At 60.5% G+C, this 23,801-nt stretch carries 23 protein-coding genes; 14 read left to right on the forward strand and 9 right to left on the reverse strand.

The annotated features are described in order from the left end of the window. Nucleotides 1–264 precede the first annotated feature (264 nt). Nucleotides 265–2,358 carry a putative bifunctional diguanylate cyclase/phosphodiesterase gene (locus BHU62_RS02745; protein WP_073529035.1) on the forward strand — a complete coding sequence of 698 codons (2,094 nt, stop codon included), beginning with the start codon at nt 265–267 and terminating at the stop codon, nt 2,356–2,358. Between the two features lie 12 nt (nt 2,359–2,370). Here the strand turns inward: BHU62_RS02745 and BHU62_RS02750 are convergent, their stop codons facing one another. Continuing rightward, complete coding sequence (locus BHU62_RS02750; protein WP_073529036.1) at nt 2,371–3,558, reverse strand: MFS transporter; 1,188 nt, start codon at nt 3,556–3,558, stop codon at nt 2,371–2,373. Between the two features lie 149 nt (nt 3,559–3,707). Between BHU62_RS02750 and BHU62_RS02755 the strand changes: the two genes are divergently transcribed. Then, nucleotides 3,708–4,625, forward strand: coding sequence for an ABC transporter substrate-binding protein (locus BHU62_RS02755; RefSeq protein WP_088776027.1), 918 nt, complete (start codon nt 3,708–3,710; stop codon nt 4,623–4,625). Nucleotides 4,626–4,679: 54 nt separating this feature from the next. Here the strand turns inward: BHU62_RS02755 and BHU62_RS02760 are convergent, their stop codons facing one another. Further along, nucleotides 4,680–6,458, reverse strand: coding sequence for a sigma-54-dependent Fis family transcriptional regulator (locus BHU62_RS02760; RefSeq protein ID WP_073529038.1), 1,779 nt, complete (start codon nt 6,456–6,458; stop codon nt 4,680–4,682). Nucleotides 6,459–6,733: 275 nt separating this feature from the next. Here BHU62_RS02760 and BHU62_RS02765 point away from each other — a divergent pair, with 275 nt between their 5' ends. After that, nucleotides 6,734–8,254, forward strand: a complete 1,521-nt coding sequence (locus BHU62_RS02765) for an aldehyde dehydrogenase family protein (protein WP_073529039.1) — start codon at nt 6,734–6,736, stop codon at nt 8,252–8,254. A gap of 55 nt (nt 8,255–8,309) precedes the next feature. Here the strand turns inward: BHU62_RS02765 and adhP are convergent, their stop codons facing one another. The 3 genes from adhP to BHU62_RS02780 all read right to left on the reverse strand — a co-directional run bounded on the left by adhP (nt 8,310) and on the right by BHU62_RS02780 (nt 11,587). Continuing rightward, nucleotides 8,310–9,326, reverse strand: coding sequence for an alcohol dehydrogenase AdhP (gene adhP, locus BHU62_RS02770; protein WP_073529040.1), 1,017 nt, complete (start codon nt 9,324–9,326; stop codon nt 8,310–8,312). A gap of 170 nt (nt 9,327–9,496) precedes the next feature. After that, the gene (blh, locus tag BHU62_RS02775) at nt 9,497–10,786 is read right to left on the reverse strand and encodes a bifunctional sulfur transferase/dioxygenase Blh (RefSeq protein WP_073529041.1); all 1,290 of its coding nucleotides are present in this window, start codon (nt 10,784–10,786) and stop codon (nt 9,497–9,499) included. Between the two features lie 15 nt (nt 10,787–10,801). Then, nucleotides 10,802–11,587 carry a sulfite exporter TauE/SafE family protein gene (locus BHU62_RS02780; RefSeq protein ID WP_073529042.1) on the reverse strand — a complete coding sequence of 262 codons (786 nt, stop codon included), beginning with the start codon at nt 11,585–11,587 and terminating at the stop codon, nt 10,802–10,804. A gap of 191 nt (nt 11,588–11,778) precedes the next feature. Between BHU62_RS02780 and BHU62_RS02785 the strand changes: the two genes are divergently transcribed. From BHU62_RS02785 to BHU62_RS02820, 8 genes are all read left to right on the forward strand, one after another. After that, entirely contained in the window at nt 11,779–13,017 is a 1,239-nt protein-coding gene (locus BHU62_RS02785; protein WP_073529043.1) for an FAD/NAD(P)-binding oxidoreductase, read from the forward strand. A gap of 118 nt (nt 13,018–13,135) precedes the next feature. Continuing rightward, nucleotides 13,136–13,429, forward strand: a complete 294-nt coding sequence (locus BHU62_RS02790) for a SelT/SelW/SelH family protein (protein WP_038873012.1) — start codon at nt 13,136–13,138, stop codon at nt 13,427–13,429. A gap of 113 nt (nt 13,430–13,542) precedes the next feature. Further along, on the forward strand, nt 13,543–14,319 hold the full coding sequence (locus BHU62_RS02795) for an MBL fold metallo-hydrolase (RefSeq protein WP_073529044.1): 777 nt from the start codon (nt 13,543–13,545) through the stop codon (nt 14,317–14,319). 13 nt (nt 14,320–14,332) lie between these two features. After that, nucleotides 14,333–15,295 carry a GlxA family transcriptional regulator gene (locus tag BHU62_RS02800; RefSeq protein ID WP_073529045.1) on the forward strand — a complete coding sequence of 321 codons (963 nt, stop codon included), beginning with the start codon at nt 14,333–14,335 and terminating at the stop codon, nt 15,293–15,295. A gap of 65 nt (nt 15,296–15,360) precedes the next feature. Next, the gene (locus BHU62_RS02805) at nt 15,361–15,855 is read left to right on the forward strand and encodes a TIGR00645 family protein (protein ID WP_025302805.1); all 495 of its coding nucleotides are present in this window, start codon (nt 15,361–15,363) and stop codon (nt 15,853–15,855) included. Nucleotides 15,856–16,051: 196 nt separating this feature from the next. Beyond that, entirely contained in the window at nt 16,052–16,507 is a 456-nt protein-coding gene (gene fabZ / locus BHU62_RS02810; RefSeq protein WP_073529046.1) for a 3-hydroxyacyl-ACP dehydratase FabZ, read from the forward strand. A gap of 30 nt (nt 16,508–16,537) precedes the next feature. After that, nucleotides 16,538–17,326, forward strand: coding sequence for a spermidine synthase (locus tag BHU62_RS02815; protein WP_073529047.1), 789 nt, complete (start codon nt 16,538–16,540; stop codon nt 17,324–17,326). An 80-nt stretch (nt 17,327–17,406) separates the two neighbouring features. After that, nucleotides 17,407–17,601: a ribbon-helix-helix protein, CopG family gene (locus tag BHU62_RS02820; RefSeq protein WP_004928567.1), complete on the forward strand. Its 195-nt coding sequence runs from the start codon at nt 17,407–17,409 to the stop codon at nt 17,599–17,601. A 9-nt stretch (nt 17,602–17,610) separates the two neighbouring features. Here BHU62_RS02820 and BHU62_RS02825 read toward each other — a convergent pair whose 3' ends face one another. Beyond that, the gene (locus BHU62_RS02825) at nt 17,611–18,225 is read right to left on the reverse strand and encodes a TetR/AcrR family transcriptional regulator (protein WP_073529048.1); all 615 of its coding nucleotides are present in this window, start codon (nt 18,223–18,225) and stop codon (nt 17,611–17,613) included. A gap of 116 nt (nt 18,226–18,341) precedes the next feature. Between BHU62_RS02825 and BHU62_RS02830 the strand changes: the two genes are divergently transcribed. The 3 genes from BHU62_RS02830 (at nt 18,342) to BHU62_RS02840 (ending at nt 20,378) form a co-directional block, all read left to right on the forward strand. Then, nucleotides 18,342–19,358 carry an SDR family oxidoreductase gene (locus BHU62_RS02830; RefSeq protein WP_073529049.1) on the forward strand — a complete coding sequence of 339 codons (1,017 nt, stop codon included), beginning with the start codon at nt 18,342–18,344 and terminating at the stop codon, nt 19,356–19,358. A 79-nt stretch (nt 19,359–19,437) separates the two neighbouring features. Continuing rightward, complete coding sequence (locus BHU62_RS02835; RefSeq protein WP_073529050.1) at nt 19,438–19,839, forward strand: VOC family protein; 402 nt, start codon at nt 19,438–19,440, stop codon at nt 19,837–19,839. Beyond that, nucleotides 19,839–20,378, forward strand: coding sequence for a dihydrofolate reductase family protein (locus BHU62_RS02840; protein WP_171971287.1), 540 nt, complete (start codon nt 19,839–19,841; stop codon nt 20,376–20,378). Before BHU62_RS02835 ends, BHU62_RS02840 begins: the two co-directional genes overlap by 1 nt. Here BHU62_RS02840 and BHU62_RS02845 read toward each other — a convergent pair. The 3 genes from BHU62_RS02845 to BHU62_RS02855 all read right to left on the reverse strand — a co-directional run bounded on the left by BHU62_RS02845 (nt 20,363) and on the right by BHU62_RS02855 (nt 23,700). Then, complete coding sequence (locus BHU62_RS02845) at nt 20,363–21,757, reverse strand: MFS transporter (RefSeq protein ID WP_073529052.1); 1,395 nt, start codon at nt 21,755–21,757, stop codon at nt 20,363–20,365. The genes BHU62_RS02840 and BHU62_RS02845 overlap by 16 nt on opposite strands. A gap of 113 nt (nt 21,758–21,870) precedes the next feature. After that, nucleotides 21,871–22,938, reverse strand: a complete 1,068-nt coding sequence (locus tag BHU62_RS02850) for an oxidoreductase (protein ID WP_073529053.1) — start codon at nt 22,936–22,938, stop codon at nt 21,871–21,873. 12 nt (nt 22,939–22,950) lie between these two features. Next, entirely contained in the window at nt 22,951–23,700 is a 750-nt protein-coding gene (locus BHU62_RS02855; RefSeq protein WP_073529054.1) for a DeoR/GlpR family DNA-binding transcription regulator, read from the reverse strand. Nucleotides 23,701–23,801: the final 101 nt, after the last annotated feature.

The raw sequence follows: 23,801 nt of genomic DNA on the forward strand, positions 1-23,801 counted from the left end.
ATTTCGCCAAATAGAAACATCAATAGTCATTAATTTTCAGGGCAATCACGCGATGTGGTCGGAGCACTTATTTTTCTTCGCAATATAAGATCCGCTTATAAATAACAGGAATATTCCTAATGCGTTCACGCAAGATGTATTCCATGCTACCGGGCTGATTTTTAGTCGCGTCCCCTGGCTATTCCAATTTTCGTTGGCAAGACTATATTGATAGAGGCTCTGCTATAGAGCGAGAATATGGGTAATTTTCCGAGGAAATACCGCATGACCCTGTTGCCCGAGCAGACCAATAACAAAAATCCGATTGATATCTATGGTGAAATCGTCGACGACTTACCCGGTCTGATTTGCTTCGGCAACCGCCTTGGCGGTTACTTTAATAAACTGTGGCGCGACTATACCGGTGCAATCGCCGGTGAACACGGCGCCGCCGACTGGCTCGACGCCCTGCATCCCGACGATCGCGAGCGGCTGGCCACGCAATGGCGCCAGGCGATGGTCGCCCTCTCCTCGTTCGCCGGCGAAGCTCGCCTGTGCGATCGCAGCGGCGAATTCCGTTGGTTTATGCTGGCGTTCAATGCCCGCCAGGATGGCGTGGCGCTGGAGCCAAGCTGGTACCTCACCGCCACCGACATCCACCCGCAAATACTGCAACGCCAGCAAAACGCGCAGGCGCTCTCCATCCAGCAAGACATGTTGGACGCCAGCGTCGACTGCATCAAAGTGATCAATAACGACGGCACGCTGCGCCACATGAACCGCTCCGGCAGCCTGGCGCTCGGCCTCGATCCGGCGCAAAAGGAGTTCGGCATGCCCTGGCTGGGGCTGTTGTCGCCCGAGGTCCGCCGCCGCGGCAGCAAGGCGCTGCGCAACGTCAGGGCCGGTAAGAACGCGCGCTTCACGGGGTTAAGCGTCACGCCGCAGGGCAAGAAACAGCACTGGGACAACATTCTCACGCCGGTCAGCGATGAACACGGCGCGGTGGCCGAGATCTTGTGCGTCTCGCGCGACGTGACTTCACAGCGCGTAATGGAACAGCGCCTGCTGCTCGCCAGCGAGTATGATGAATTGACCGGCCTGCCCAACCGGCGCTTGTTCAAGAAAAAGCTGAAGCAAGAGATGAAGCGCGCCCTGCACGGCAACAAGTCGCTCGGACTGGTGCTGCTGGATCTCGACCATTTCAAACTGGTGAACGACACGCTGGGCCACGCAGCGGGCGATCACCTACTGCGGGTTCTGGGCAAAAGGCTTAGCGCCTGCATGAATGCGCATTCGTTCGTCTCTCGCCTCGGCGGCGACGAATTCGCGGTGGTCATCAGCGACGTCGAAAACGAGCAAGATATTTTCCGCATCGCCAACAAGTTTCTGCTGCAGTTGGAGACGCCGATCACCCACGGCGGCAAGACGCTGCATTGCGGCATGAGCATCGGTGGCGCCATTTACCCCAAAGACGCCCGCGACGCCTCCGAGTTGATGAAATGCGCCGATACCGCGCTGTATGAGCTGAAAGACGGCGGCCGCGGCGGGGTGTACATGTTCGATCGCAAGATGATGGACAAGGCCCGCGCCCGCGCCAGTCAACTGAACTACGCGCGCCAGATCGTGCGCGACAATCGCATTCGCCCCAGCTACCAGCCGAAGGTCAGCCTGACCGACGGCAGCATCGTCGGCTTCGAAGCGCTGCTGCGCTGGCATTGCCCAATCAACGGCGTGCAGTTGCCGGCGACGGTGTGCGAGGCGTTTAACGACTACGAACTGGCGACCAAAATCAGCGAAGCCATGCAGTTGAAGGTCTTCGCCGATATCGCCCGCTGGCGCGCGGCCGGCGTGGCGGTGCGGCCCATCTCGCTGAACGTGTCGCCGATCGAGTTTTTACGCGACAACTACGCCGAAACCTTCCTGCAGCGCCTGCTGAAATTCCACATTCCCCACCACCTGATCGAGCTGGAGGTAACCGAACACGCGTTCAACAAGCACGGGTCGAAATACGTGCTGCGCGCGCTGCAAATGCTCAAAGAGATGGGCATCCGCATCGCGCTGGACGACTTCGGCACCGGCCACTCCTCGTTCAGCCACATCATGGACTACCCGCTGGACTGCATTAAGCTGGACTGCGACTTCATTCAGCGTATGAACAGCGAACCGGCGATCCTGGCCATCGTGGAAAGCATCGGCATCCTCGGACAAAAACTGTCGATCGATATCATCGCCGAGGGCGTGGAAACCGAGCAGCAGCGGCAAACGCTGTGCGAAGCCGGTTTCCATATTGGCCAGGGGTTCCTGTTCAGCCGGGCGGTGGAATCCCAGCGGGTACCGGCGCTGCTGCAGGCGGCACCGCAGCCTATCGACGGCCGCTGAATCAGACGGCCTTCAGCGTTTGTCTAACGGCTTTAGCTGCATGCCCAGCAGCGTCGCCACGCAAATGCTCGCTCCGGCGTAGAAGGTGGCGGCGGAACCGACCAGCTCCCACAGCGCGCCGGCGCCAAGGCTCGCCAACAGTAGCGCCACGCCGCTGATCAGGTTGAACATGCCGAACGCGGTGCCGCGCAGGTGCGCCGGCGCGGTCTGCGCCACCATCGCCGCCAACAACCCCTGGGTCATGCCCATGTGCACGCCCCACAGCGCCACGCCAAACAGCACCCCCGCCCAATGATCGCTCAGCGCCAAGACCAGATCGGCGGCGATCAGCACCAGCAAACCGGCCGTTAACAGCCCCTGGTGGCTCAAACGGTCGGAAAGCTTGCCGAACGGATAGGCCGAGCAGGCGTAGACCAGATTCATGGCGACCATCACCAGCGGGATCAACGCCAGCGGCGTGCCGCCCTGCTGCGCCTTCAGCACCAGAAACGCCTCGCTGAAGCGCGCCAGAGTGAAAACGGCACCGATGCCCACCACCCACCAATAGCCGCGCCCCAGCAGCCGCAGGTTGGCGCGGGTGATCGGGTTGGTGCGCTTGTGGGTTATCGCGGCGGCCGGCTCTTTCAGGCCGAAAAACAGCAGCGCGATGGCCAGCGCAGCCGGGATCGCCGCCACCCAGAAGATGGCGCGAAAATCGTTGTGCCACAGCAGCATCAGGCCAACAGCCAGCAGCGGCCCGAGAAAAGCGCCGACGGTATCCAGCGACTGCCGCAGCCCGAAGGCCGCGCCGCGAATCTCCGGCGGCGTTACGTCGGCTACCAGAGCATCTCGTGGCGCGCCGCGGATGCCTTTGCCCACGCGATCCAGCAGACGCGCGCTCATCACCATACCGGACGACGAAGCGATGGCAAAAAACGGTTTGCTGACGGCGCCCAGACCGTAACCTAACAACGCCAACCCTTTGCGTTTGCCGAGATAATCGCTGAGCGCTCCGGAAAACACCTTGACGATCAGCGCCGTCGCCTCCGCCACCCCCTCGATCAGCCCGATGACGATCACGCTGACACCCAGCGTCGTCGCCATAAACAGCGGCAGCAGGCTGTGGATCATTTCCGAGGAAACGTCCATCAGCAGACTCACCCCGCCCAACACCCACACGCCGCGCGGTATGCGGCCCAACGTAGCGAAACGCAGCAGCATGGTTCATCCCCGATGCATTCAGCGCCGCCGGTGGCGCTTCATGATAATTCCAAGATTGATTAGTGGATTTTGTTCGTTCACAGATCTGCAGCCTTCAGAGATAGTGCAACGACCGTGTGACACCCATAATAATGAAGGTAATTAACATAATGATAGATAGCAAAAAGATGATAGCGATTGCGGCATTGCTGAGCTTTTCCGCCGCCGCCGCGCCGGGGGTGGATATCGTCGCCAACGAAACGCCGATCCACGCGGTGAAAAACGCCGAAGCCGTCGCCAAAATCCCCGCCGGTTTCAGGTTTGTGGAACCCGGCACGCTGACGGTGGCCATTTCGCTGTTGGGTAGCGGCCCGCCGTTCGGCCTGTATGCTCGCGACAATAAAACGGTGATCGGCAGCGAGGCGGATATCGCACGCCTGGTGGCCGACGGCCTGGGGCTGAAACTCAAACTGGTGCCCACCTCGTGGGAAGACTGGCCGCTGGGCGTAACCTCAGGCAAATATGACGCCGCGATCTACAACATCACCGTGACCAACGAACGCAAGACCAAATTCGATTTCGCTACCTATCGGCAGGACACGCTGGGTTTCTACGTCAAATCCGACAGTAAAATCACCCAGATCAACACCGCGCCGGATATCGCCGGCAAAAAGATCATCGTCGATTCCGGCACCAATCAGGAAGCGGTGCTGCTGGCCTGGGACAAAGAGAACCGCGCCAAGGGATTAGCGCCGCTGCAGCCGGTGTACGTCACCGATAAAGCCGCCTCTACGCTGGCCATCCAGTCCGGCCGCGCCGATGCCACCTTCGGCCCCAACGTCTCCGGCGCCTATCAGGCGCGGCTGACCGGCAAAACCCGGCTGGTGGGCATCGTGCCCGGCGGCTGGCCGAAGACCGCCAACATCGCCGTCACGCTGAAGAAAGGCAACGGCCTGGTGGACGCGGTGCAGGCTTCGCTCAACGGCGCCATCGCCAACGGCAGCTATCTGCAGGTGCTGGATCGCTGGGCGGAGAGCGACGAGAAAATCGCGCATTCGGAGATTAACCCGCCGGGGCTGGGGGACTGAGACATGAACAGGCCCCGCGCTGCGGGGCCGCGACTGACGGCCAATCACGGTGTTTCATTCCACCGCCAATCTTTGCCGCCCCAGCTTGCGGTACAGCGTGCTGCGCGAAACGCCGAGGGCTTTCGCCGCCCGGCTGAGGTTGCCGCCCGCTTTTCGGATCGCCGCCTGCAGATCCTCCGCCCCGTCGTCGCCACGCTCCTGCAGCGGCGCCAGCACCGCGATGGACTGCGGCAGATCGTCCAATGTCAGCGCCGCGTGATCGTCCGCCAGCGCCAACAGCACTTTGAGCGTGCTCAGCAGTTGCCGCACATTGCCGGGCCACGGATAGCGCGCCAGCATCGCCAGCGTCTCCGGCAGCAGGCGAATGTCGCGCCGTTCGCCACCCAGCTCCCGCCACAGCTGCAGAATGAAAAGCTCCAGCTGCGCCCGTTCTCTGAGCGGCGGGATGCGCAAGCTGTACTCCTGTATGCGGTACAGCAAGTCTTCGCGAAACGCCCCCGCCTGCACCTGCCGGTTCAGATCGTGGTGCGTGGCGCAGACCAGCGCGAAGTCGACCGGATAGGCGCTGCGACTGCCGAGCGGCGTGACCGTTTTTTCCTGCAGCACCCGCAGCAGGCGCGTTTGCAAGCCCGCCGGCATATCGCCGATTTCATCGAGGAACAGCACGCCGCCATCGGCCTCGCGGATCTTGCCGATATAGCCTTTGGGATTGGCGCCGGTAAATGCCCCCGGCGCATAGCCGAACAGCTCGGATTCGATCAGCGGTTCAGGCAGCGCCGCGCAGTTGATCGCCACGAAGTTGCCGCTGCGCCAGCGACTCTCCTCAAACAGGCGTCGGCTGAAATGCTCCTTGCCGCAGCCGGTTTCGCCGGTCACACACAAGGAAAGGCCGGCGTTGAGAATACGCAACGCTTTCTGATGCGGCTCGTCATGCCGTTCCTCCGGCGGCGGCGCCGAGCGCAAGGCGCTGACGCGGCGCTGCGGCGCCTCCAGCAGCGAATAATAATGCCGTTGATTGACGGCCAGCGTCTGGCGCGGGGCGCCGGAGGGGTGCCGCAACAGCTCGGGGAACAGCTGGGCGAACTCAAGCGAGCCGAATGCGGCCGGTGAAAGCTGGAACTCCAGCATCGCCAGCCGATTGGCGGCGACCAGTACTTCGTCGTGAAACACCAGCAGCAGCTCCTGCGCGCTGCCCAGGCTACCGGCGTCGGCGTGCAGGCGCAGCGTCCAGTGACGATCGGCGATCGCGCTTCTGACCCAGCGGTGTTCGATGTGTCGCACAGCCTGCATGATCAAGCGTTGCGCATCGCGATACGGCCGCTGCGCGGGCGCGGAGAGATCCAGTATGCCGGCGATGCGGCCATCCGGCCGGTAGATCGGCGCAGCGGTGCAGTTTAAACCGGCGTTTTGATTGAGGAAGTGCTGGTCGCCGCGCACCTCGCAGAACGCCCCCAGCGCCAGCGCGGTGCCGATGGCGTTGGTGCCTCGCTCCGGCTCCCCCCACAGGTTGCCCGGCGCCAGCGCAAAACGCGACGCCTTGTGCAGAAAGTCGGTATTGCCGCAGGTTTCCAGCACCAGCCCATCGGCGTCGGCGATCACCACGATGGCCGGTTGACGCGCGATCTGCGCGCCCAGCTGTTCGATCAGCGGCTGTACCCGCTGTGGCACCCAGTCGTTACGGCTGCGCAGCTCTTCGAGCAGCCCGGCCTTGATAACGGGTATGTGTTCATCGGCGCGCGCCAGGCCGTAGCCCCGGCTGCGCTGCCAGGATTCCGCCAGCGAGTTGGTCAGCAAACTGGCGCCCTCTGCGGGCAAGCGGTCGTCAGGCAACATGCGTTTCTCCCCCGTTCGCGAGTGTTGCAAACATGTATCACAGATGTGTACCAAGCGTTGCGACACGGGACACAAAAAATCACCGCCGGCGGCGGAACGGCACGATGAGTTAAGCCGCATGATTGATTAACAATCTAATAAATAAAGACTTTCAAACGCTCTGTTCCGCCCTCGTCAACCTGGCACGGGGCGTGCTTCTCTGTGCTGCGGCGACATGCCGCATTCACAGGCGCAGCCCAATAGCGCCGGTTTTCATCTGCAGAGAGGTGCTTAACATGAAATATGTCCACCCCGGTTTGCCTGGCTCGCTGGTTTCGTTCCGTAAACGCTATGGCAACTACATTGGCGGCAAATTTGTCGAACCGGTATCCGGCAACTACTTCACCAACACCTCGCCGGTGACCGGCCAGCCGATCGCCGAATTCCCGCGCTCCGACGCCAAGGACATCGAGCTGGCGCTCGACGCGGCGCACGCGGCGGCGGACGCCTGGGGCAAAACCAGCGTGCAGGAACGTTCCAACGTGCTGCTGGCGATCGCCGATCGCATCGAATCGCGGCTGGAGATGCTGGCGCTGACCGAAACTTGGGACAACGGCAAGCCGATCCGCGAAACCCTGAACGCCGATCTGCCGCTGGCGGTCGACCATTTCCGCTACTTCGCCGGCTGCCTGCGCGCGCAGGAAGGCACCGCGGCGGAGATCGACCAAAATACCGTGGCCTACCATATCTATGAACCGCTGGGCGTGGTCGGCCAGATCATTCCGTGGAACTTCCCGCTGCTGATGGCCGCCTGGAAGCTGGCGCCGGCGCTGGCGGGCGGTAACTGCGTGGTGCTGAAACCGGCGGAACAGACGCCGCTCGGCATCAGCGTGCTGATGGAGGAGATCGGCGATCTGCTGCCGCCGGGCGTACTCAACGTCGTGCAAGGTTTCGGCGCAGAGGCCGGCGAAGCGCTGGCGCGCAGCAAGCGCATCGAGAAAATCGCCTTCACCGGCTCCACGCCAGTCGGCCGCCACATCCTCGCCTGTGCGGCGGAAAACATCATCCCCAGCACCGTCGAACTGGGCGGTAAATCGCCGAACATCTATTTTGAAGACATCATGCAGGCGGAACCGGAGTTTATCGACAAGGCGGTTGAGGGGCTGGTGCTGGGCTTCTTCAACCAGGGAGAGGTTTGTACCTGCCCTTCACGCGCGCTGATCCAAGAATCCATCTACCCGCAGTTTATGGAGAAAGTGCTGGCACGTATCGCCACCATCCGCCAGGGCGATCCCTTCGACACCGAGACCATGATCGGTGCCCAAGCGTCAAAACAGCAGTACGACAAGATCCTGTCCTACATCGACATCGCTAAAAACGAAGGGGGCAAAATCGTTGTGGGCGGCGAGCCCGCCCAGCGTGGCGTCGAAGTACAAAACGGTTTCTATCTGCAGCCGACGCTGATTACCGGCAACAACAGCATGCGTTTCTTCCGCGAGGAGATCTTCGGGCCGGTGATTGGCGTCACCACCTTCAAGGATGAGGCCGAAGCCTTGGCGCTGGCCAACGACACTGAGTTCGGGCTGGGCGCCGGGCTGTGGACCCGCGACATCAACCGCGCCTACCGCATGGGCCGCGCAATCAAAGCGGGCCGCGTATGGACCAACTGTTACCACCTGTACCCGGCGCACGCGGCGTTCGGCGGTTACAAGAACTCCGGCATCGGACGTGAAACCCATAAAGCGGCGCTGTCGCACTATCAGCAGGTGAAAAACCTGCTGGTCAGCTACGACGCCAAACCGCTGGGCCTGTTCTGAGCCCGACGTAACAACAAGAAGGCCACCCGCAGGTGGCCTTCTTTTTTAGCGGCGCTTACTTCGCCATGTTGAGATCGATCACCATGCGCCCGCGAATGGTGCCCGCCTTCATCTCTTCGAAGATGGCGTTGATGTCGCCCAGCGGCCGTTTGGTCACTTTCGGCGTCACCTTGCCTTCGGCGGCGAATTGGAACGCTTCTTTCAGATCTTCGCGCGTGCCCACCAGCGAACCCACCACCTGAATGCCGTCCAGCACCAGGCGCGGAATGCTCAGATCCATGCTCTCCGGCGGCAGCCCCACGGCCACCACTTTGCCGCCGGCGCGGACCGCATTAACCGCCGAATTGAAGGCCGCTTTCGCCACCGCCGTCACCACCGCCGCATGCGCGCCGCCGGTTTGCTGCTGAATGATCTCCTCCGCATTTTGCGTTTTGGAGTTGATGGTCAGATCGGCGCCGATCTGTTTGGCGAACTCCAGCTGGCCGTCATTGACATCGATGGCGATCACTTTGGCGTTAAACACGTTCTTGGCATATTGCAGCGCCAGGTTGCCCAGCCCGCCCAAGCCATAGATGGCGATCCATTGCCCCGGCTTGATATCGGAAATTTTCACCGCTTTGTAGGTGGTGACGCCGGCACAGGTGATGCTGCTGGCGGCGAAAGAATCGAGCCCGTCCGGCACTTTCACCGCGTAGTCCGCCACCACGATGCACTCTTCTGCCATGCCGCCGTCAACGCTGTAGCCGGCGTTTTTCACCGAGCGGCACAGGGTTTCGTTGCCGCTGACGCAATATTCGCAATGGCCGCAACCCTGGTAAAACCAGGCGACGCTGGCGCGGTCGCCCACTTTTAACGAGGTGACGCCCTCACCGACGGCGGAGACCACGCCGATGCCCTCATGCCCTAACGTAATGCCCGGCACCTCGCCGAAATCGCCGTTCTTCACGTGCAAATCGGTGTGGCACACCCCGCAACACTCCATTTTCAACGCCGCCTCGCCGTGCTTCAGCGGGCGCAGCACTTTATCCTGAATGTCTACGGTATGGTTTTTCGTCACTACGGCAGCTTTCATGGTGTTTTCCTTAGCAGAGTGGGAAGTACTGTTGTTAATGTAGTGACTGTATCCGGTGAGGGCAAGCACCGCGTGTTTCTTGTAAAAACAAATAATTAAATATGAACCAGCATGACTATTTCATAAAAAACAATTAACAGACGGCAACGATAACGCCGCCATGACTTGATTTACCCCTTAAATCGATTAACGGGGATTTTGAGGTAGTGTTGCCCATCATCTTCACAATCAGGCAGCACGCCGCCGCGAATGTTGACCTGCAGCGCCATCAGCATGAGTTCCGGATGCGGCAATGTGGCGTCTCGCTGGTTTCTTTGAGCAATAAATCGGGATTTATCCATGTTTACCACCCAAGGGTTATTCTCTCGCTGCTCTCTCACGGTGCTTTCCCACCGTGCCTCACGGCCCGCCGGACGATAATCATGGCCGGTAAACAGGCGGGTATCGGCAGGCAAACTCAAGATCCGCTGTAACGAATCCCACAGGGCTTCAGCATTTCCGCCAGGAAAATCCGCCCTGGCGGTGCCGCTGTCCGGCATGAAGAACGTATCGTGGATAAACGCGGCATCCGCGATGTAGTAAGTGACGGACGCCAGCGTGTGCCCGGGGGACAGCAAGACTTCAGCGCGCAGGTTGCCGATAAAAAAGACGTCTCCGTCCGCGAACAACACATCCCAGACGGTATTGGCGGGAGGCAGGTCTTTCAAATTATAGATCTCTTCCCACAGCCCCTGAACGGCGGTAATTTTTTCACCGATGCCGGTGAAGGCGCCGGTTTTCTGCGCCAGCCAGGTAGCGGCCGAAAAATGGTCGGCGTGCGGGTGCGTATCCAGCACCCAAGCCACTCCCCACCCCCGTTGATGGATAAAATTCAGGATATCGTTGGCCTGTTGATGCGAGACCGTGCCCGATCGGCGGTCAAAATTCAGAACAGGGTCGATAATCGCACAGCGACGCGCCTCGGGATCGGCGACGACATACTGCAGGCTGCCGCTTTCCGGCTCGTAAAACGCGTGAACTTCCGCGTTAGGCTGCACGGACTGATGCTGGTTATACCAACCGAGCGCCTTATCGGCATCCGCACCGTATTCTGCGCACTGACTGCGGAATTGCGCTTCATTGATCACCCCTTCTCTTAGTGCGTACAGCAAAGAGAGGCAGGCAGAGCGCGCCCCGCTCCGGCAATGCGCCAAGGTTTTCTTGCCTTGCCGCAACAGGTAATGGAAGGCGTAAACGCTCTCCCAGGTCAGCGTGTCGAACGTATAGGGGAGATAGACGTAGCCCATGCCCAACTGTTCAGCCAGCGCTTTCTCTTGCCGATGGCTAAGATGCTCCCCAGGTTCATCGTCCGGCCGATTGTTGACGATCAGCCGATAGCCTTGTTGATACAGCATGTTGAAATCACTGGCTTCGGGGGCGCCCGAAAATGAGAGCTGATGATGATAAGTGCGGATGTGCATTTTTTTCCTGTCACCTCATAGGCTTTTGAATAACATATACAGGGCCAGTGCAAGGAGCATGACGGCATACAGCGTATTGATAATGCCCTCGCGTTTTTTCAGGCGTTCGGTGAGCGCAACCCCTGCGACGCCGCCCAGGAGGCCGCCGACGATCAGCCAGCAGGTAATGGCGAACGATACTTTCCCGGACATTGCATAGCTTGCGCTTGTCGATAAACCCAGGGCGGAAACCACCACCAGTGAAGTTGCCACCGCTTCGATCAGAGAAAAACGGAAAAACCAGACCAGCGCCGGTACAACTAAAAATCCGCCGCCGATGCCCAGAAAACCGGCCACCCCGCCTAGCGCCAGCACGCTGGGCCATACGATGGCAGGATGAACGGAAGAAGGAAGGGACGGTGAGGCGCTGCCGGCAAGGGTGTTTTTTTTCAGCGTTAATCCGGCAACTACCAGCATCAACATAGAGAAAGGCAGGGTTAAATAGCGCCCGTCAGTGATTTTCCCCATCTGTGAACCTGCCAGCGCGCCCACGACGGCGACCAGCGAAACAACCGCCCCGGTCTGCCACCTGACGTTTCCTTTGGCGGCATGCGTGAAAAGGTTGATCAGCGCGCTAATAGCAACCGACATCGCACTGGTTCCTATAATCAAATGCGTATCCGGGATTTTCACCATATACAGCAACAGCGGCACGCATACGATGGATCCCCCTCCTCCTGTCAGCGCCAAGAGAAATCCGACGACGCCACCGGTTATCACTAACAGCACCTCGGTATAAAAAGTAAAATGAAAAAAATCCAATGCGTTAATTCCTTAACGATGTCCGTGGCATTTATTAATGACCAGTTTCCGTCGGTTGTCAAATAACTTATTCCTGATTGTTATTACATATAGCAAAATGGAATATGAAAATTTTCATATAACCACAAGTTCTATAAATTCCCTTTTCATCCGGGAGATAACCTCCTACGTTCATATGAAAGGAGGTCTGTATGAAAGCAGAAAAAATAAACGCAAAGAAAAAAATCGTTGTTATTGGCGGTGGTTCATCTGGCATAGGTGTCATTGCAAGCATACAGAAAAGAGTTAAAGGTGTTGATATAACGGTAATTGAACCTGGCGAACGTCATTATTACCAGCCGGCGTGGACCTTGGTGGGGGGCGGGCTGTTCGATATAAATAAAACGCATCGCGCCATGGGCACTGTCATTCCCACAGGAGCCGCATGGGTTCAGGACAGCGTTACCCGCGTAGAACCCAGGGAGAAATATATCGAGACCCGCCAAGGGCGAAAAATAAACTATGACTTCCTTATTATTGCATGCGGACTCGTTTTGCGTTGGGATAAAATAGGCGGTCTCGAAGAGACTTTAGGGTTTAACGGCGTTACATCTAATTATCGTTTTGATCTCGCAGAATACACCTGGAAACTTGTCCGGGAAATGAAAGGCGGCCGGGCTATATTTTCTCAGCCAGCGTTACCCATCAAGTGTGCGGGTGCGCCGCAGAAAGCATTGTATCTTTCATGCGATCACTGGCGCCGACAAGGTATCCTTAATAATATCAACGTCAATTTCTGCCTTGCGGGCGCGGCTGTTTTCGGTATGCCGCAATTCGTCCCCTCACTGACCGAATATTTGGAAAAATACCGTGCACAGGTCAATTTCAATCATCATTTAATCCGTGTTGATGGCGAAAGTCGGCAAGCGACCTTTTCTGTGGGTGCAAATGAAGAAGGGAAGCGTGAGTTCACCCTGCCTTTCGATATGCTCCATGTAGTGCCGCCCCAATCTGCCCCGGCGTTTATTTCGCAAAGCGGGCTCGCTGAGGGATCCGGCTGGTGCGATGTGGATAAATTCACCCTACAGCATAAGTATTGGCCGGATATTTTTGCGGTAGGCGACTGTTGCTCAACGCCAAACGCCAAAACCCTGGCGGCAGCCCGAAAGCAGGTGGTGGTGGTGGCGGAAAACGTCGCGGCGCTGATTCATGGCGTGCCTCTCACGGCCCATTATGATGGCTATGGCTCCTGTCCATTGACGGTAGAGAAAGGCAAAGTTGTGCTGGCGGAGTTTGGTTATGACGGTACATTGCTCCCCACGTTTCCGCTGCTCGACGCAACCCAACCCAGCCGCATGGCATGGTGGCTGAAAGCCTGGTTTTTACCCCGGTTTTATTGGGCGGGCATGCTGCGTGGGGTGGAATGGTTTGCCGGCAGCAAGCGGCCGTGACGCACACTCGGCCCCCCTTGCCGCAGCAGACGCTTGACTATTTGGCAATACGCAGCCACCATCGCTTGCGAGTCCATCAGGCTGATTGCGAGCCGTTACCACTACCGGTCGATCAATGATGAAAAATGCCCCCGCCGTTACGATTCACTACTGTTCACAATGCAACTGGCTGTTGCGCGCCGGCTGGATGGCGCAAGAGCTGCTCAACACCTTCGGCGACGATCTCGCCTCCGTCACCCTGATGCCGGGCACCGGCGGGGTGTATCAAATCAGCGTCGATGGCGTGATGATTTGGGATCGCAAAATTGACGGCGGCTTCCCCGATGCCGCTCAGCTGAAGCAGCGGCTGCGCGATCACAGCTTCCCCGATCGTTCTCTCGGCCACAGCGACGATAAAAAAGCCAGGCACTGAAGGCGTTAGCGGCCATCTGGCCCGATTCCATCGTTTATTGTCCGACAGGCTACTCACCGGTGCTCTGAGCGGTTGCCTATACTGGCGCCATCTTAACCGCTCAGGAGCCACCGATGAAACTGACACAAATCCGCAACGCCACCCTGCTGCTCGACTACGCCGGGCAAACATTCTTGATAGACCCGTTTCTGGCACCGCGCGGTGCCTACCCTGGGTTGGAAGGCACGCTGAACGCCCATCTGCGCAACCCGCTGGTCGATCTGCCGGTCGAGGTGGAGAGCCTGCTGCATCCCGATGCGGTGCTGGTCACTCACACCCATCCCGATCATTGGGATGAGGCTGCACAGCGCCTGCTGCCCAAGGATACGCCGATCTTTGCGCAACACGAACAAGACGCCGCGCTTATCCGTGCGGCCGGTTTCCGCCAGGTGCGCGTATTGCAAGCGCAGACGGCGTTCGGCGGGATCACCTTGTACAAGACCGCCGGGCAACACGGCAGCGATCGGGCTTACGCCGACGCGCAACTGGCTTCGATCCTCGGCGAAGTCTGCGGGATCGTGTTCTCGCACCCGGCGGAACCGCGCGTCTATCTGGCCGGCGACACCGTGTGGCACCCGCAGGTGGACGAGGCATTGCGCACTTTCACGCCGGACGTCATTATTCTGAACGCCGGCGATGCGCAAATCCCGGGCGTCGGCAATATTATCATGGGGAAGGAGGACGTCTTGCGCGCGCACCGGGCCATGCCGAACGCCACTATCGTGGCCACGCACCTGGAAGCTGTGAACCACTGCGTCCTCAGCCGCGAGACGCTGCGCCGCTTTATCGCGGAGCAGGCGTTAGGCCCCTGGGTGCGCGTGCCGGAGGATGGCGAGAGTTATTATCTGTAATCAGAGGAAATGTATGGCCGTTCCATCCGTATCTATCGTTGCGACGCCCGGTTTCAGCCCGTTTCATTTTTCGGTGCCCTGCATCATTTTCGGCGAGATGTTGGCCGACGAACCGCTGTTCGACCTGCGAATTTGTGCGCTGCAGGCGGGGGTTATTCGTTCCGATCTCGGCATGTCGCTGGAAGTGCCCGACGATCTGACGGCGTTACAGCGGGCGGATATCATCGTGATCCCCTTCTGGCCGCATCCGGAGGAGCGTCCCGATGTGGCGCTGATCGATGCGTTGAACGACGCCTACCGGCGCGGCGCGCAGATCGTCGGGCTGTGCCTGGGCACCTACGTGCTGGCCTATGCCGGCCTGCTCGATCATCGCCGCGCCGCCACCCACTGGGAAAACGAAGCGGATTTCTCGGCGCGTTTTCCTCAGGTGCAGTTGGACGCCAACGCGCTGTACGTCAGCGATGAGCGGCTGATCACCTCCGCCGGCACCGCCGCCGGGCTGGATTGCTGTCTGCACGTGGTCAGGCAGCACCACGGCAGCGCCATCGCCAATCGTCTGGCCAGACGCATGGTGATCCCGCCGCATCGGGATGGCGGCCAGGCGCAGTTTATCGCCCGCCCGCTGCCGGCCACGACGCAGGATCAGCGCATCAATCACTTGCTGGTTCATCTGCGCGAGCGCCTGGCGCAGCCGCACGATCTCGATACGCTGGCCCGCTTTGCCGCGATGAGCCGCCGCACCTTTACCCGCCATTTCCAACAGGCCACCGGCATGAGCGTCGGCGAGTGGCTGAATGCCGAACGCCTACTGTACAGCCAGGAGCTGCTGGAGAGCACGCGGCACCCCATTTCAACCATCGCCGCCCTGGCGGGTTTTCAATCCGAAGTCTCTTTCCGCCAGCGTTTTAAACAGCGTTTTGCCGTCAGCCCCAGCGAATGGCGCAGAACCTTCCAGCCACCGGGCGCAAGCGGTTGATTTCGCCTAGGCCACTTGCGTTATACTGAGCGCCCTTTTAGCCACGAATTTAAAACAATTTTATGATGGAACGCTTGCTAGAAAACGCAATGTACGCCTCCCGCTGGCTGCTCGCGCCGGTTTATTTCGGCCTTTCACTGGCCCTGGTCGCCCTGTCGATCAAATTTTTTCAGGAGATACTGCACGTCCTGCCCAACATTTTTTCCGTTGCTGAAGCCGATCTGATCCTGACCCTGCTGTCGCTGGTCGACATGGCGCTGGTGGGCGGGCTGCTGGTGATGGTGATGTTCTCCGGGTATGAAAACTTCGTCTCGCAGCTGGATATCACCGAAGGGAAAGAAAAGCTGAGCTGGCTGGGGAAAATGGACGCCACCTCGCTGAAAAACAAAGTCGCCGCGTCTATCGTCGCCATCTCCTCCATTCACCTGCTGCGGGTGTTTATGGACGCCAAAAACGTGCCGGACAACAAGCTGATGTGGTATGTGATCATCCATCTCACCTTCGTGCTTTCGGCCTTCGTGATGGGCTACCTGGACAAAGTCACCCGCTCCAAGCACTAAACGCGCTGCCACACCCGGTCGCCAGGATCGGGTGCCTCCCCCTGCCAAATCCGCCGCCTGTTTCCCTGCCGTCATTGCCGTCGTTTTTTTCATCTGGCACATCTGATGATAATTTTATTATAATGTTATTACACTCATCATGGACTGAACGCCGGCCATCGCACCGGTTTCGCCGCAGACAGGATCACGCTCCCCCATGCCATTGAATGGTCATCCCCTGCAATTCAACGATATTCAGGCTATTTTGCCCCATCGCTATCCCTGCCTGTTGGTCGATCGCGTGCTGCCCGCCGGCACCTGCATTGCCGAAGGGCGGCTGAGCGCCATTAAGAACATCACCGCCAATGAGCCGACGTTCTGGAGCGGCCACGCCCACTTCGCCGGTTTTCCCGGCGTGCTGTTGGTGGAAGCGCTGGCGCAAAGCACCGGTCTGTTGGCCCACTATTACCTCGCGGCGTTAAACGAAGGGGAGCATTACTATTTTGCCGCCATTCAGCGGGCGCGTTTTTATCGCGCCGCCCGCCCCGGTGACCAAGTGCTGCTGGAGGTCGCTTTTGTTCGCCAGCGCGGCGCGATCGCCCGCTTCACCGGCCGCGCCAGTATCGATGGCCGGCGCATTTGCACCGCCGATTTCATGTGCGCCCGTAAATAGACCGCTTGCCAAAGGAGCCCTGCGAATACCATGTCTCTGGTTGACAGCTTACTCAAAACCCTCGATTTCTCCCCGCGCGGCCAGGTGATCGCACGCGAAGCCGACGCCTGGGGCGAGATCATCGTTTCCGACCACAAGGACTACCGCACGCTGCGGTTTGACGGCATCTGCGAGCAAAGCAAAATGAGTCTCAGCAACCCCGCGCAGCCGATCCACAACTACATCAAAGCGATGTTGATGGCGGTAGCCTGGCAGCCGCCGGCGTCGGCGTTGATTTTGGGATTGGGCGGCGGCAGCCTGCTGCGCGCGCTGCACGCCGTCGATCCGGCTATGCGGCTGGAGGTGGTCGAACTGCGCGCTGCGGTGATCGCCGTCGCGCGCCGCTACTTTACGCTGCCGGCCGCCGACAACATCAGCCTGCGCACCGCCGACGCCATGGACTTTGTTCGCCCGCCCGCCGAGACGCGTTACGATCTGATTTTTTCCGATCTTTATTCGGCGTTCTCTATGGATCCGCAGCAAGGTAGCCAGACATTCCTGGAAAACTGCGCCGCTCGGTTGACCGACGGGGGTTGGCTGGTGCTGAATTACCACGATCTGCCCGACGAAAACAGCCTGCTGTACCACAGCTTGCACCGGGTATTTAACACCGTGCTGTTTTGCGTCGCCCCCAGCGGCAACGTGATCATCTATGCCACCCTGGCCCGGGTAACGCTGCCACTGAGCGCCCTGCGCAGCCTGGCCGCTGACAGCGGAGCGCTGTTCGGCTGCGAGCTTGGCTACCTGTCACGCAAAATAGAGCGGCTGCATTTCCGTTGAATGCGTGCGGCGACGCTGTCTGGCTGGCCGCTTCGTCCACGTGGTATTATCATTCAATTATCATTCTCTGGAGGATTCTGATGGAAAAGAAAACGGCGCGGCTAACGGTGCTGATTGACCCGGACAAGAAGAAAGCCCTGGAAGAGCTGTGTCTGCAACAGGACGTCACGCCTTCCCAGGTGGTGCGCCAGCTGATCCGCGACTATCTGCACAAGCATCAGGTGGATTATCCCAGCCAACCCACCCATGCCAATCCGCGCGTCGAGAGCAATTGATCCCCGTGCTTATTTCTGCGCCGTGGACAATAACCCTCGCAAAAATACCATCAGGATTTTTCCATACGGCTCTCCGCCGTGCGTCGCTTTCTGCAGCGCCAGGCCGTGCGCCATCGCCATAAACGCCGCCGCCAATGCGTCCGGCGCCGCCGGCGGCGTTTTGTCCAAACGTTGGAACAGCGCCCCCAGCACTGATGCCAGCGCCGTCTGATGGCGCTGCCAGACTTTTTTATATTCTGCGGCAAACGTCGGGCTGCGCTGTGCCTGCAGTTGCAACTCGACCGACAGCATGCCCCAATCCACGTCCAGATTCAGCGTCGCCGCCCACGCATCCAACGCGGCCAACACTTGCGCCGGCGTTCGCGCATCGTGCTGCGTCAAACCCGCCAATTGGTCCGCCTCCGCCTGCATATGGCGTTGTAACAGCAACAGCAACAACTCTTCCTTGGAAGCGAAATTGGAGTAGAACGCCCCCTGCGAATAGCCGGCCTGAGCGGCGATGTCACGAATGGAAGCGGCGCCATAACCGCTGGCGATGAAGAGTTGCCGCGCCGTTTCAATCAGCCGCTCGCGGGTTTGCCGTTGGCTCTCCTCGCGCGTTAAGCGTTTGTTCGTCGTTTTCATTGGGATCGTTCTGTCTCTCGGTCGATAATCAACATTCAAGATATCACTTGATATTTTAAATGTCCGCCACTAATTTAAATATCACTTGAACTTTAAATAACAGTTGAGATTCTGGCATGTCCGACACAAAAACGGCTTTCGTTACCGGCGCCACCGGGCTGCTCGGCAACCATTTGGTGCGTGCGCTGTTGGCGCAGGGGTGGCAGATCCGGGCGCTGGTGCGCTCGGATGAAAAAGGCCGCCGGCAGTTCGGCGATATCGCCGGCATTGAGCGGGTCAGCGGTGACATGAAGAACGTCGCCGCTTTCGCCGACCGGCTGGCGGGATGCGACGTTTTGTTTCATACCGCCGCCTATTTCCGCGATAACTACAAGGGCGGCAACCATTGGGATGCGCTGCAAGCCATCAATGTCGCAGGCACACAATGCCTGCTGGAACAGGCCTATCAGGCCGGCATTCGTCGCTTCGTCCACACCTCCTCAATCGCCGTATTGGCCGGGGAACCCGGGCAGCTCCTCGATGAAACCTGCCTGCGCCGCCCGGAAAACGCCGATGATTACTACCGCAGCAAGATCATGGCCGACGAGGTCGTGCTCGACTTTCTGCAACGTCATCCCGATATGCACGGCAGCATGGTGTTGCCGGGCTGGATGTGGGGCCCTGCCGATTTAGGCCCCACCTCATCGGGCCAATTAGCCCGCGATGTCCTGCGCGGTAAGTTACCGGGCCTGATGGCGGGCAGTTTTTCGCTGGTCGATGCCCGCGATGTGGCGCAGGCGCTGATCCTGGCCGCAGAACGCGGGAAACGCGGCGCCCGCTATCTGGCGGCCGGCCGACATATCACGATGCAAGAACTGGTGCCGCTGCTGGGCGACATCGCCGGCGTCAAAACGCCAACGCGCGTTTTGCCCTTCGCTCTGCTGTACGCGCTGGCGGCGTTGCAGGAGGCCTATTCTCGCCTCAGCGGCAAACCGATTCTGCTGAGCCTGGCGACGGTAAAGTTAATGATGCAGGAAGCCGACCGTTCACACTACAACCCGGCCAAAAGCGAGCGCGAGCTGGGGCTGAGCTTCAGACCGCTGGAGCAAACGCTCGGCGACACCCTGAACTGGATCCGCGCCAACGCACTCTGACTGCGTTTGATCTGTCCATTCGGCGTTATCGCTGCTACTGTTCTATGCGGTCATTCTCTCTTCGGAAAGGAAGCACGCCATGTTTAGCCATATTACCGTCGGCGTCAGCGATTTGGACGCCGCCGCCGCGTTCTACGACGCCATTTTGTTGCCGCTGGGGTTACAACGGCGGGCAGTGACGCCGGACGGCGGCCCCGCCGCCCGCTGCTGGGTGATGCCAGGCCAAAACCTGCCCCGTTTTTATGCCTACCAACCCTTCGACAAGCAGCCCCCCAGCGCCGGCAACGGCAGCATGTTGGCCTTTCTCGCCGCCGATGAACTGGCGGTCAAACGCGCCTACGCCGCCGGTCTGCTGGCGGGCGGCAGCAGCGAAGGCGAACCCGGCGAACGCGCGCACTACGGCAAAGGCTATTTCGGCGCTTACCTGCGCGATCCCGACGGCAACAAGGTCCATCTGGTTTTCCGGGGAGATCTCGCCTGATGAAATGTTCGGTATATATCGCCACCAGCGTGGACGGCTTCATCGCCGGCGCGGACGGCGACATCGATTGGCTGCTGCGGCCCGAGTACGCGGTTTCCTTGCTCAATGGGCTGAGCTATGAGGCGTTTATCGCCGACATCGACGCGCTGGTGATGGGCCGCCATACCTATGAAAAAGTCCGCGCCTTTCCCGAATGGCCCTATGGCGAACTGCCGGTGGTGGTGCTGTCGACGCAGCCGCCCGCGCCGCAGGGCGCAGGACATGTCCGCTGGATGAACGGCGAACCGGCAGCCATCGTAGCGCAGTTGGCCGAGGCCGGCTGCCGCCATCTGTATATCGACGGCGGCCAGACCGTACAGCGCTTTCTGCAGGCCGGATTGATCGACGAATTGACTATCACGCGCGTGCCGCTGCTGCTGGGCGGCGGCATTCCCTTGTTCGGCGCCGATGCCCCTGAGCAGCGCCTGCGCCTGCTCGCCGTCACTCAGTCGGACAACGGTTTCGTGCAAGAACGCTACGCGGTTCAGCGCGCGTCGTAACGCAGCGCCAGCCGGCGACCGCCGAAGGCGATGAGCCATGCCGCCAGCGCCAACAGCGCCGCCGCGCCGTAGGTTACACGCATGCCGTATACCGCGGCGGCAGCGTCACCGGTCACCCGCTGCGAAGCCAGATAAAACAGCGCGCCCATCACCGATGCGCCGGTGATCGCCCCGAGATTGCGTGACAGGTTTACCATTCCGGCGATCGCCCCGCGCCGTTCGGGAAACAGATCCTTCATCAGCACCGTATTGTTGGCCACCTGGAACAGCGCATAGCCGGCGGTCAACAGCGCGATCGGCGCGACATAGCCGAACACGCCCCACCGGCTCAGCAGCGACAACAGCGCCGCCCCGGCGGCCACCGCCGCCAGCCCAAGCTGGGCGATGCGCTGCGATCCAAAACGATCCACCCAATAACCGGCCGGAATGCCGGTCAGGATCGCCACCGCCGGCCCTGCTGACATCACCAACCCAACCTGCGCGGCGCTTAGCCCCAGCGCACGCGACAGATAGAAAGGCCCGACCACCAGCGTGGCGGTCATCACCGTCATTACCAGCGCGCTGGCCGCCAGCCCCGCCGTCAGGATCGGATGACGAAACATCGCCGGCGCCAAAAGCGGCGACACGGCGCGGCGCTCCACGCGGATAAACAGCCCCCCCGCCAGCAGAGCCCCCAGCATCAACGCCAGGTTAAGCACGCCGAAATCGCCGCGCCCGAGGGTCATCGCCAGCGAATAACAAAGCAATGCGCTACCCAGCAACAGCGTGCCGGTGCCGTCGAACGGCACCCGCCGCGTTGCCGTGCGCGGGCCATTCGGCAAGTATCGCCAGGCGAGCCACAGTGCCAGCAGGCCCAGAGGCAGGTTGATCAGAAACATCGCCCGCCAGCCGAAGCCGGCAATCAGCGCGCCGCCCAACGACGGCCCCAGCGCAGTGCCCACCGCCGACATAGTGCCGAGCAGCCCCATCGCGCGGCCAATTTTTTCCGTGCCCAGCGCCTCGCTCGCCAGCGCCATGGCGATCGACATCATGACCGCGCCACCCAGCCCTTGTACCATGCGCGCCACCAGCAGCAACCAAAGCTGCGGGGCCAGCGCGCAACACAGCGAAGCGGCGGTAAACAACGCGATACCCGCCAGCAGCAGACGACGGCGGTTGAGGCTGTCGCCCAAACGGCCAATGCCGATGATGCAGGTGGTAACGGCCAACAGATAGCACAGCAGCACCCACTGTACCGCCTGAAACGAGGCATGAAATGCGGCGGCCAGCGCCGGTAAACCGACGTTGGCGATGCTGATGCCGAGCGATGACAACAACATGCTCAGTGAAAGTGCGGCCAGTATGCCGCGGGTCGCCCGCGATGAAGGATGGGATAACATGATAAGCGCTCCTGACATAGACTGATTGCCAGCCTATGTCAGGGCTCGCGATGGCGGAAGACGCACGGCTTGCACTGTATTAATGCGTCTGACGCCATGTCTGTGCGACGCCTTTACCAGGCGGCGATTTCCGCTTCGGTAAGCGGCAGCGGCTGGGTCGTGCCGGTTTCCGCCGCGTGGGTCGCCGCCTCCAGCACCGCCATCACCGCCAACGCCTGCGGAGCGGTGACCGGGTTAGCGCCGACGCCGCGCAGCGCGTCGCGCACCTGGACGTAGTATTGACGCTGATCGCCATCCGGCGTCGGCAGCGTGCGCGCCGGCTCCGTGCCGATAAATAGGCTCATCGCGTCGTCGTCTTTGCCCCACTCCGCCGAGCCCGGCGTGACGCCGGCCAGCAGCTGACTTTCCTGCCCGTCGGCACGCGCTTTGACCACGCTGCCTTTCTCACCGTGCACGGTAAAGCGCGCCACGCCGCCCGCCACCAGCATGCTGCCGTGCAGGATCACTCGGTGTGTCGGGTAGTTCAGCACCACGTGGGCCCAGTCATTAATCTGCGCGTTGGGGCGCAGCGTGGCGATGTTGGCCTGCACGCTGTGCGGCAAACCGAACAGCTGCAGCGCCTGATCGACCATGTGCGGCCCCAGGTCGAACCACAGACCGCTGCCCGGCAGGTTCTGCTCGCGCCAGCGCACCCGCACTTCAGGGCGGTAGCGATCGATATGAGACTCAAAGTGCGTCACTTTGCCGATCAGCCCCTGTTCGATCACCTGCTTCACCCCCAGGTAGTCGCTGTCCCAACGGCGGTTCTGGAACACCGACAGCAGGCGATCGTGCTTTTCCGCCGCCGCAATCAGCGTGCGCGCCTGCGCCAAATCCAGCGTGAAGGGCTTATCCACCACCACATGTTTGCCTGCCTCCAGCGCGGCCAGCGCCAACGGCGCATGGGTGTCGTTCGGTGAAGCGATCACCACCAAGTCCACATCCGGCCGGCGGATGGCCGCCAGCGGATCGGCGATCACCTGCACGTGCGGCAGATCGGCGTGCACCTTGGCGGCATCGCGCGAAGCCACCACGCTCAGTTCCAGCCCCGGCACGGCGTTGATCAGCGGCGCATGAAACGCTTTACCAACAAAGCCGTAGCCAATCAGCGCCACCTGCAACGGTCGAGCGGTATCGTTCATCAGTGTTCTCCTCTAGCGGTCGTCGGTGACGACACAAAGTTCAATCAATGACTGTTCGTCCAGGTTGTCCCACGGGCGATCGGTAAACAGGCGTTGGATCTGCGCCAGATCCGCAACGTGATGCGGTTCGCAGCGATCCAGCTTCATATGATCGGCCACCAGCCAGCGCTGGCCGCTGTTGGCCAACATGGCGCGTTTGACCTCTGCATCGGCCTCTTCGCCGGCGCTCAGCCCCAGCTGCGCATGCACCGCGCAGGCGCCCAGCAGGGCGATGTCCGCGCGATAGCGTGCCAGCAACGCCAACGTGGCGCTGCCGGCGAACAGCCGCTGGCGCGCATCCCATTGGCCGCCGAGCAAGACCAGGTTGATCTCCGGCCTGTCGCTCAGGCACTGTGCGATATCCAACGAGGCGGTGATCACCGTAGCCGGGCCGTGCAGCGCTTGCGCCACCGCCAGTAGCGTACTGCCCGCGTCCAGCATCAGGGTGCTGCCGGGCGGGATCTGCGCGGCCACCGCGCGGCCAAGCCGCTGCTTGACCTGCGGCAACAGCGCCGCGCGCGCCTGGCGCGGCATGCCGGACGGTTCGAGCGCGATCGCCCCGCCGTGATGTTTCTGCGCCAGCCCTTGCCGCTCGAGATCGGTCAGATCGCGGCGCACGGTATCAACGGATACGCCGATGGCGGCGGCCAATTCCGCCACCGCCGCCTGCCCGCGCTCGCTGAGCAAATCCAGTAAATGGCGCTGTCGTGCCGCTTTGTGCATGGGTTTACTCCGCAATAAAAGGCATAAAACCGCAATATACAGCAGAAAACAGCAACGGAGAAGCGGCAATTTTACGCACCGGAGATCAAACATCTTTTCGC

Source organism: Serratia marcescens (assembly GCF_001902635.1).
In the GTDB taxonomy this organism is placed as follows: Bacteria; Pseudomonadota; Gammaproteobacteria; order Enterobacterales; family Enterobacteriaceae; genus Serratia; species Serratia marcescens_F.

Coding starts and splice junctions, on each gene's coding strand:
- BHU62_RS02745 (WP_073529035.1), top strand. CDS start 265: ATGACCCTGTTGCCCGAGCAGACCAATAACAAAAATCCGATTGATATC.
- BHU62_RS02750 (WP_073529036.1), bottom strand. CDS start 3,558: ATGCTGCTGCGTTTCGCTACGTTGGGCCGCATACCGCGCGGCGTGTGG.
- BHU62_RS02755 (WP_088776027.1), top strand. CDS start 3,708: ATGATAGATAGCAAAAAGATGATAGCGATTGCGGCATTGCTGAGCTTT.
- BHU62_RS02760 (WP_073529038.1), bottom strand. CDS start 6,458: ATGTTGCCTGACGACCGCTTGCCCGCAGAGGGCGCCAGTTTGCTGACC.
- BHU62_RS02765 (WP_073529039.1), top strand. CDS start 6,734: ATGAAATATGTCCACCCCGGTTTGCCTGGCTCGCTGGTTTCGTTCCGT.
- adhP (WP_073529040.1), bottom strand. CDS start 9,326: ATGAAAGCTGCCGTAGTGACGAAAAACCATACCGTAGACATTCAGGAT.
- blh (WP_073529041.1), bottom strand. CDS start 10,786: ATGCACATCCGCACTTATCATCATCAGCTCTCATTTTCGGGCGCCCCC.
- BHU62_RS02785 (WP_073529043.1), top strand. CDS start 11,779: ATGAAAGCAGAAAAAATAAACGCAAAGAAAAAAATCGTTGTTATTGGC.
- BHU62_RS02790 (WP_038873012.1), top strand. CDS start 13,136: ATGAAAAATGCCCCCGCCGTTACGATTCACTACTGTTCACAATGCAAC.
- BHU62_RS02795 (WP_073529044.1), top strand. CDS start 13,543: ATGAAACTGACACAAATCCGCAACGCCACCCTGCTGCTCGACTACGCC.
- BHU62_RS02800 (WP_073529045.1), top strand. CDS start 14,333: ATGGCCGTTCCATCCGTATCTATCGTTGCGACGCCCGGTTTCAGCCCG.
- BHU62_RS02805 (WP_025302805.1), top strand. CDS start 15,361: ATGGAACGCTTGCTAGAAAACGCAATGTACGCCTCCCGCTGGCTGCTC.
- fabZ (WP_073529046.1), top strand. CDS start 16,052: ATGCCATTGAATGGTCATCCCCTGCAATTCAACGATATTCAGGCTATT.
- BHU62_RS02815 (WP_073529047.1), top strand. CDS start 16,538: ATGTCTCTGGTTGACAGCTTACTCAAAACCCTCGATTTCTCCCCGCGC.
- BHU62_RS02820 (WP_004928567.1), top strand. CDS start 17,407: ATGGAAAAGAAAACGGCGCGGCTAACGGTGCTGATTGACCCGGACAAG.
- BHU62_RS02825 (WP_073529048.1), bottom strand. CDS start 18,225: ATGAAAACGACGAACAAACGCTTAACGCGCGAGGAGAGCCAACGGCAA.
- BHU62_RS02830 (WP_073529049.1), top strand. CDS start 18,342: ATGTCCGACACAAAAACGGCTTTCGTTACCGGCGCCACCGGGCTGCTC.
- BHU62_RS02835 (WP_073529050.1), top strand. CDS start 19,438: ATGTTTAGCCATATTACCGTCGGCGTCAGCGATTTGGACGCCGCCGCC.
- BHU62_RS02840 (WP_171971287.1), top strand. CDS start 19,839: ATGAAATGTTCGGTATATATCGCCACCAGCGTGGACGGCTTCATCGCC.
- BHU62_RS02845 (WP_073529052.1), bottom strand. CDS start 21,757: ATGTTATCCCATCCTTCATCGCGGGCGACCCGCGGCATACTGGCCGCA.
- BHU62_RS02850 (WP_073529053.1), bottom strand. CDS start 22,938: ATGAACGATACCGCTCGACCGTTGCAGGTGGCGCTGATTGGCTACGGC.
- BHU62_RS02855 (WP_073529054.1), bottom strand. CDS start 23,700: ATGCACAAAGCGGCACGACAGCGCCATTTACTGGATTTGCTCAGCGAG.